This is a genomic window from Protofrankia coriariae, assembly GCF_001017755.1.
In the GTDB taxonomy this organism is placed as follows: Bacteria; Actinomycetota; Actinomycetes; order Frankiales; family Frankiaceae; genus Protofrankia; species Protofrankia coriariae.
Map to the genome: position 1 here is coordinate 1 of NZ_JWIO01000053.1, position 6,782 is coordinate 6,782.

Here is a 6,782-nt window from a genome sequence, read left to right on the forward strand (position 1 = left end):
CCGGCGGGCCGGGCCGGGGGGATGGCCACGGTGGCGCCGCGCAGGGCGGTGGTGAGCGCGACGCACCGCTCCACGGGAACGAGCCCGATCCCGCGCCCGGCGTCCAGGACGAGCGAGGCCAGGTCGACCCGTCCGGCGCCGCGGAGGTCGGGCGGGAGGACGACGACAAGCCGGCCGCCGGGGCGTGTCACCGCCGGGAGACCGGACAGCGCGGCGCGCACCTGGTCCGACCCGGCGCGGTCCGGGCCGCCCTTGGAGAAGTCCGGACCGTCCCCGGACGGGCAGGCGGTCCCGTGCCCGGGACCGGGTGGGCGGATCGTGGTCAGGACCAGGTCCACCGGGCGGACGAGTCCGGTCCAGGACCGGGCCGACGGCGACTGGTCGAGGACCATGCCGTCTCCGGGGGCACCGCGTGTCTTGGCGGCGGTGAGGTTGCCGCGGGCCAGGTCCCACCAGCCGGGATCGCCGGTCAGCCCGACGGCGTGCCGACCGGCGCGCAGCGCCTCGACGCAGACGGTGCCGGCGCCGCAGTCGGGGTCGTAGACGGTGTCCCCCGGCCGGGTGTAGGCGGCGATCGCGTGGGCGGCCACGGCCGGTGGGATCGCCGCCGTGTCCGCAGTGGTGGCGGGCAGGTAGCCCCCTGCGGTGAGCTGGTGTGCCAGGTCGTGCTGGCCGGTCGGCCATACCGACAGCCACCTGCGGCCGGTCGGCCCGCCGGCCGGTTCGGGGATCACCGCTCTGGCCCCGTCCCGGCCACGGAAATTAGTACGACATCACCGGGGTTCGCTTGTGGTCTGTGGTCGGTGTTGCCCCTGACCAGGCGGTTCCGACTCGCCATGACCCGGCGCGCCTCGTTGACATGGCTTCGGTTTTCCTGAAGGTTCCTCACGTCGGATGCTCTCTCGATGGTTCGGGTGAAGGTGAGGGGCTGGGGTTGGCGCTCGCTGTGGTTCGCGACCTGCGGGACCAGCGGCCATCGGCGGCGTCTGCCGACGAGTTGGCGATGTTCGAGACAGACGTGCTCGCGGGGTTCGTGCTCGCCCGCTCGTCGGCCGGGCTGACGGACGGGACGATCCGCAGCGACGTCGGGAACCTGGAACAGATCCGGTCGTGGTTCGGCCGGGCGCTGTGGGAGATGGAGCCGGCCGACGCAGACGCCTATTTCGGTCGGGTGCTGCGGGGTTCGCCGAGTGGAACACGGCTGGCCAGGGCGGCGGCGCTGGGCACGTACTTCGAGTTTGTGGAGTTGCGCCACAAGGTTGAGCTCCACCGGATGACCGGACGCGTTGTTCAGTGTCCGCTGGACGAGATGAACCGGCCGCGTGGAAGCAAAGACGCCAGACTGCGGATTCCTCCTGTCGACCGCGAGATAGCCGAGTTGTTCTCCGGCTGGTCGCGAGAATTGGCGACGTGCCGGAAGTTCGCTCCGAGCGCTCGCAACTACACCGCGGCGCGGCTGATGGCGGAGGTGGGGCTGCGGGTGAACGAGGCCCGCTCGCTGGATCTCGCGGACGTCCGATGGGAGCTGGGCCGCTTCGGCAAGCTCCATGTCCGTCACGGCAAGGGCGCGTACGGTTCGGGGCCGCGGGAACGAATGGTGCCGCTGATCAATCGCGCGGGCCGGACGTTGCGCTGGTACATCGAGGACGTGTGGGGCCACTTCGACGCGGACCACACCCGTCACGGCGCTCCGCTGTTCCCCTCCGAGCGGCGTAATGTCGACGGGTCGCCCGCACGTGTCGGCTATGACGCGCTGCGTTCCGGGCTGGCCGCCGCTGCGGCCGAGCACCTGCCAACATGGAAAAATAGACTTACTCCACACGTCCTGCGTCACTACTGCGCTTCCCAGCTGTATCTGAATGGCGTCGATCTCATCTCGATCCAAGAAATGCTCGGGCATTCCTGGGTAGCCACGACGATGCGCTATGTTCATGTGCACCGTACTCGCATCGAAGACGCCTGGGTAGCCGGGCAGGAACGAGCCGCCGAGCGACTGGAAGGGCTGATCCGGTGAAATGGAATCTGCGGCTTGCCGCCGCGAAACGCGACATCTGGAAGGCGTCCGAGTTGCAGCGGGCGCTGGCCGAACACGGCCTGGTTATTTCGGCGGGAAAGATGTCGGGCCTGTGGTCGGGACAGCCCGTGTCCCTCAAACTCGACGATCTTGACGTGATCTGCGTCGTGCTGAACTGCGAGATCGGTGAACTGCTGACACCCGAGCCAGCGAAGGTGACGCGACCGGGTCAGGTCGAGCCGCCACGGACCGCCGCCGCCAGTTCCGTCGCCACGGTGGTACCCCGTCGCCGTGACGGCCGCTCGCTCCCGCCGACCTGAGCGGGTATGACGCCACCCGACAGGCAGCACGCCAGTATCGCCAGGACGGCGACCAGCTGTGCCTCCTGCCTGGCCTGGGGCCTGCCCTACCGGCGAGGGCTGTGCCGGGCCTGCTACGACTTCATTGCACCCCGCTATGACCATCCTGTCGGCGAATGCGGTGCCTGCCGCCGCCGCGAGCCACTGAAGAAGGGGTTCTGCCGGTTGTGCTGGTGTCAGGCACGGCTGGAACGCACGACGGGCACCTACAAAATGCTGATCCCCCACGTCCGTCTGGTTCGCCATCATCAGCTGTTCTTCGCGGATATGGCCGGCTACCGAGATACCCACACGGCCCCGCGGCGTTTCGACGAGACCGGTCGAAAACCCCCGCCACCACCCACGTGCCGGCCCACGATCCGCTACATCCAGCCGGCGTTTTCCGACCACGTGATCCGTCGGCGCTACCGGTACGGACAGTTCGACCTGCGCCGAGGACCGGCGCCCGACAACCCATGGTTGGCCTGGGGTCTGTATATCGCCCACAACCTCGCCGAAAGAAGGGGCTGGGGGCCATTCGTCCGAGGCGGAATGCAACGGACCCTGGTCATGCTGCTGGCCGGGCACACCGACGGAGAACTGATCCGCGTCAGCGACTTCTACGAGACCGTGGCCGAGCACTCCACGAACATCGACGACACCATCGAAATCCTCACCGTCATGGGTGTCGTCCTCGACGATCGGCAACAGGCTTTTGACCGGTGGCTGCGAGCCGAACTCGACGGGCTCGCCCCAGCGATCCGCAGGGACACGCATACCTGGGCCACGACGCTGCGGAACGGCGGCCCGCGAAACCGGGCCCGAACCCCGAGCACCGTCAGCAACTACCTGCACGCCATCCGGCCCGCGCTGACGACCTGGTCGACCCGCTACGACCACCTGCGTGAAATCACCCGCGACGACGTCATCGCCTACCTCGACACGCTGACCGGCTCCCCACGCGACAAGGCCACCACAGCCCTGCGGTCGCTGTTCGCGTGGGCGAAACGCACGAACATCATCTTCCGCAATCCCGCTGTCCACCTGCACGTCCCACAGCGGGACGACCCGGTCTGGCAGCCCTTGCGCCCAGACGAACTCGCCCGCACCCTCGCAGCGACCACCACCGTGCACGGCCGCCTGTTCGTCGCCCTGGCCGCCATCCACGCCGCCCGCGTCGGACAGATCCGCGCCCTGCAACTCGACGACGTCGACCTCGGCAACCGCCGCATCACCATCGCCGGCCACGCCCGGCCCCTCGACGACCTCACCCACCAGACCCTGCTGGCCTGGCTGGAACACCGCCGAACCCGCTGGCCGAACACCGCCAACCGGCACCTGATCATCAGCCCGTGCACCGCCGGAGGACTCGGACCCGTCAGCTACCCCTTCCTCGCCCGACCCCTGCGCGGACTGCCCGCCACCCTCGAACGGCTGCGCATCGACCGGCAGCTCGAGGAAGCACTCACCTCCGGCGCCGACCCCCTGCACGTCGCGGCAGTCTTCGGCGTCAGCGACACCACCGCGATCCGCTACGCAGACAACGCACGCCACCTCCTGGCGCGCCCTCACGAGACCGACCCGCTCGAGTCACCGCGAACCCAAGCGTCCAGACCGGACGGCGAGCCACACCGACACTTGGGTTCGGGCTGAGAACACCTCAATTTCTCTGAACTCGCGCAGGTTTCCGCTGGCGTGAACAGCAGGAGATCGGAGTGCACCCGGCGGGTGGCCCCACATCCAGTCAGCGGAGGCGGCAGCAGCCCATGAGAAAGATCGACGGTTGGGTGGTCGCTGTCCAGTGGGATCTCCACGAGCACGATCCGGTCGGCCAGGACCAGCCCGGCCCGCCAGGCCGTGTCCACGAGCAGCGGGGTCGGGTCGACAAACCGCCCGCCTCTGCGGTCACCGTGGGTGATGACGGCGAGGATGCCGGTCGGGGTGAGCAGCGCGTCCCAGGCCACCTGGTGGACCCAGCCGCTGGCCGTCGGAATGACCGCGGTGACGAGCAGGTCGGCGCGGTCCGGTCCGCGGTCGGCCGGTCCCGGTCCGGTTCGCCCGCCGGCGGCATGGTGGCGGTCGAGTCCGGGTCCGGACGGGGACGTCGGGTTTTCCTCGTGTCCGGGTGGTCGGCGGATCGGGCTGGCGGTCCGGGTGCGTACCCGCCGTCCAAGGCGGAGGAGCGCCTCCGCGGCCTGCGGCAGATCATCGAAGGGATGCCGGCCCGCGGCGTCCTCCCCGGCGCGGGAACCAGGCATCGGCACCGGGTTCCCGGCGGGTGGAGCCAGCAGGAGGACCGTCTGGCCCGGCTGGGTGTAGAGGGCAGCGGTCCGGGTGACGGCCGCACCCAGCCAGGACGGCGCGGGCCCGTGTTCTTGCTGCCGGGCGGGTGGGCACGGCCACACCGTGACCGGCGTGTCCGGGTCGTGGCCGTGGTGGGGAGGCGGTGGCATCGGTGGGTCTCCTTGTCGACGTGTGCATGCCGTCGTAAGAAGAGACCGGTTTTCCGGGGCCGTTCGGCGCGTCACCCGCCAACTTTTTTCAAGATTTTCCTTGCTGGTATTCGGGTACGGTGCCAGCGTCCGCGTACAAAGCGGTGCCAGCATGATGCTGGCAGCCGGCCGTGATCCGGAGCCGAAACTTTTTCCGAGATTTTTCCGGAGCGGGTGCTGGCAGCGCGGGACGGATGCGACCGGTGTCCGCGCCGATGCCAGCATGCTGCCAGCGTTCGCTGAAAACCGCAGGCCAGTGGCACTCTTCCGCCAGGGCTGACGGGGTTCGCGGGACGGGGCGTCGCAGCATGCCAGCGATCATCCTGTGCGCCCTCATCCGTCAACCGTAAAGATCATACCGGTGTTTCTGGAAGATTTTTCTGGCTTTTCGCTGGCGACGGTACGGCTTCCTTGTGTGTGTCGATTCCGACGACATAAGGACGGCGAACGTGAATGACGACACGCATGCACCCCGACCGCTGAATCTCGATGCAGCGGCGGTCTGGCCGTTGGATACGGTGCGGGACTGCTTCGCCCTGCTGGTCGCCGGTCCGGCCCCGCTCGCGGTGGACGGGTGTGCCTTTCCCGGTCTGCCGGACCGGCCGGTGCCGTTGGACGAGCTGCGCGACCGGCTGCTGGCCGCCCGCTGCCCGCAGGCCCTGCGGGACGCGGCCTGGGCGGAGGTGGTCCGCCGGTCCCGCGCGCATGGTGGGGCGTGGACGGTGGGCTGCGCCGGGATGGCGCTGCCCGCGCTGGCGGCGGTCGCCGGACGGCTGTCCGCCCACGCCCCCGGTGACCCGGCCGACATCCACGCCGAGGTGGTGGCCGGGTTCGTCGCCGCGCTGGCCACCGTCCGCCTGGACCTGCCGCGGATCATGGTGCGGTTGCGGTGGGCGGCGTACCGGGCCGGCCTCGCCGCCGTGTCCCAGACGCTGGCCGCACCGCATCCGGACCCGGACCTGTTCGACTCCCGCGGCGGGGCGCACCGGTCCACCACCGGACATCCCGATCTTGTGCTGGTGGGCGCGGTCGCCCGCGGGGTCCTGACCCCGACCGAGGCGGACCTGATCGCCGCGACCCGGCTGGACAGCACACCGGTCAGCGCCTGGGCGGCCGGTCACGGCATGCCGCCCCGGGCCGCCTCCCGGCTGCGCGCCCACGCCGAACGCCGCCTGGCCGCCGACCTCACCGACCCCGCCACCCCCACCGACCCGGACGATCCGGTCCCCGCCCGCCCGGTCACCACCGCCACCACCCCCACCGGACAGTCACAGCCCGTCACCGATCGGGGGGTGCGGCAGAGCGCTCCCAACGCTGCCGCCCGTCGCCGTGTGGGGGTGCCCGCATGCGTCTGACCCTCCCGCGCCACCCCCGCGCGCGCAGGCGCGACGTCCCGACGACGGCCCGCACCGGCCGGGACGCGCGTGCCGCGGCACGGCGGGCCGGCCCCCGGCAGCACGGGCTGCCGGGGAGCGCGTGCCGCCGGCGCCGGCTCCGACGCTACGGCGGCGGCGCGGTCGCCGTCGCGCTGCTCGTCGTGCTGATCCTTGTGCTCGCCGCGGTGGTGGCGTTCGCCCAGCAGGTGCCGCCGCAGCAGATCCCGCCCCCGCCGCCGGTCGCGCCCAACCCGGCCACCGTCCTGACCAACATCCGCAACTGGATCATGGGGATTCTCGCCGGGTTGGCGACGGTGTTCCTCACCGTCGGTGGTGTCCGCTACATCCTTTCCGGCGGCGAGCCCGGTGAGGTCGGCAAGGCCAAGGACGCGTTCAAACATGCCGGCTGGGGCTACGGCCTGGCCGCTCTCGCCCCGCTGGCCGTGGAGATCCTCAAAGCGCTCGTTGGGACGGCGTAGACGATGACCACCCCCACTCTCCGCTCCTGCCGGGGGATGCCCGGCGTGCCACTGGCCGGCCGGACCGAGGCTCCCCGCCGGCT

General features: G+C 70.6%; 7 protein-coding genes. 5 read left to right on the forward strand and 2 right to left on the reverse strand.

The annotated features are described in order from the left end of the window. On the reverse strand, window positions 1-734 hold a 734-nt coding region (locus FrCorBMG51_RS28650), incomplete at its 3' end, for a DNA methyltransferase (protein WP_052914927.1). Window positions 735-1,003: 269 nt separating this feature from the next. On the opposite strand from FrCorBMG51_RS28650, the gene FrCorBMG51_RS21675 reads away from it, so the two are divergent. The 3 genes from FrCorBMG51_RS21675 to FrCorBMG51_RS21685 are packed head-to-tail and all read left to right on the forward strand — an operon-like array spanning window position 1,004 to window position 4,005. Then, on the forward strand, window positions 1,004-2,014 hold the full coding sequence (locus tag FrCorBMG51_RS21675; protein WP_235433800.1) for a tyrosine-type recombinase/integrase: 1,011 nt from the start codon (window positions 1,004-1,006) through the stop codon (window positions 2,012-2,014). Continuing rightward, window positions 2,011-2,334: a helix-turn-helix domain-containing protein gene (locus FrCorBMG51_RS21680; protein WP_047224866.1), complete on the forward strand. Its 324-nt coding sequence runs from the start codon at window positions 2,011-2,013 to the stop codon at window positions 2,332-2,334. Before FrCorBMG51_RS21675 ends, FrCorBMG51_RS21680 begins: the two co-directional genes overlap by 4 nt. A gap of 6 nt (window positions 2,335-2,340) precedes the next feature. Further along, a complete protein-coding gene (locus FrCorBMG51_RS21685) occupies window positions 2,341-4,005 on the forward strand; it encodes a tyrosine-type recombinase/integrase (RefSeq protein ID WP_047224867.1) in 1,665 nt (554 codons plus the stop codon). Here the strand turns inward: FrCorBMG51_RS21685 and FrCorBMG51_RS28655 are convergent. After that, window positions 3,921-4,805 carry a hypothetical protein gene (locus FrCorBMG51_RS28655; protein ID WP_076844169.1) on the reverse strand — a complete coding sequence of 295 codons (885 nt, stop codon included), beginning with the start codon at window positions 4,803-4,805 and terminating at the stop codon, window positions 3,921-3,923. The genes FrCorBMG51_RS21685 and FrCorBMG51_RS28655 overlap by 85 nt on opposite strands. A 488-nt stretch (window positions 4,806-5,293) precedes the next feature. Between FrCorBMG51_RS28655 and FrCorBMG51_RS21695 the strand changes: the two genes are divergently transcribed. Continuing rightward, the gene (locus FrCorBMG51_RS21695) at window positions 5,294-6,199 is read left to right on the forward strand and encodes a serine/threonine-protein kinase (protein ID WP_047224890.1); all 906 of its coding nucleotides are present in this window, start codon (window positions 5,294-5,296) and stop codon (window positions 6,197-6,199) included. Beyond that, window positions 6,190-6,699: a pilin gene (locus tag FrCorBMG51_RS32030; protein WP_076844170.1), complete on the forward strand. Its 510-nt coding sequence runs from the start codon at window positions 6,190-6,192 to the stop codon at window positions 6,697-6,699. Before FrCorBMG51_RS21695 ends, FrCorBMG51_RS32030 begins: the two co-directional genes overlap by 10 nt. Window positions 6,700-6,782 lie beyond the last annotated feature (83 nt).

What these genes read in the sequence shown, in the direction of transcription:
- FrCorBMG51_RS28655 (WP_076844169.1), bottom strand. Translation starts at nt 4,805, where the DNA reads ATGCCACCGCCTCCCCACCACGGCCACGACCCGGACACGCCGGTCACG.
- FrCorBMG51_RS21685 (WP_047224867.1), top strand. Translation starts at nt 2,341, where the DNA reads ATGACGCCACCCGACAGGCAGCACGCCAGTATCGCCAGGACGGCGACC.
- FrCorBMG51_RS21675 (WP_235433800.1), top strand. Translation starts at nt 1,004, where the DNA reads ATGTTCGAGACAGACGTGCTCGCGGGGTTCGTGCTCGCCCGCTCGTCG.
- FrCorBMG51_RS32030 (WP_076844170.1), top strand. Translation starts at nt 6,190, where the DNA reads ATGCGTCTGACCCTCCCGCGCCACCCCCGCGCGCGCAGGCGCGACGTC.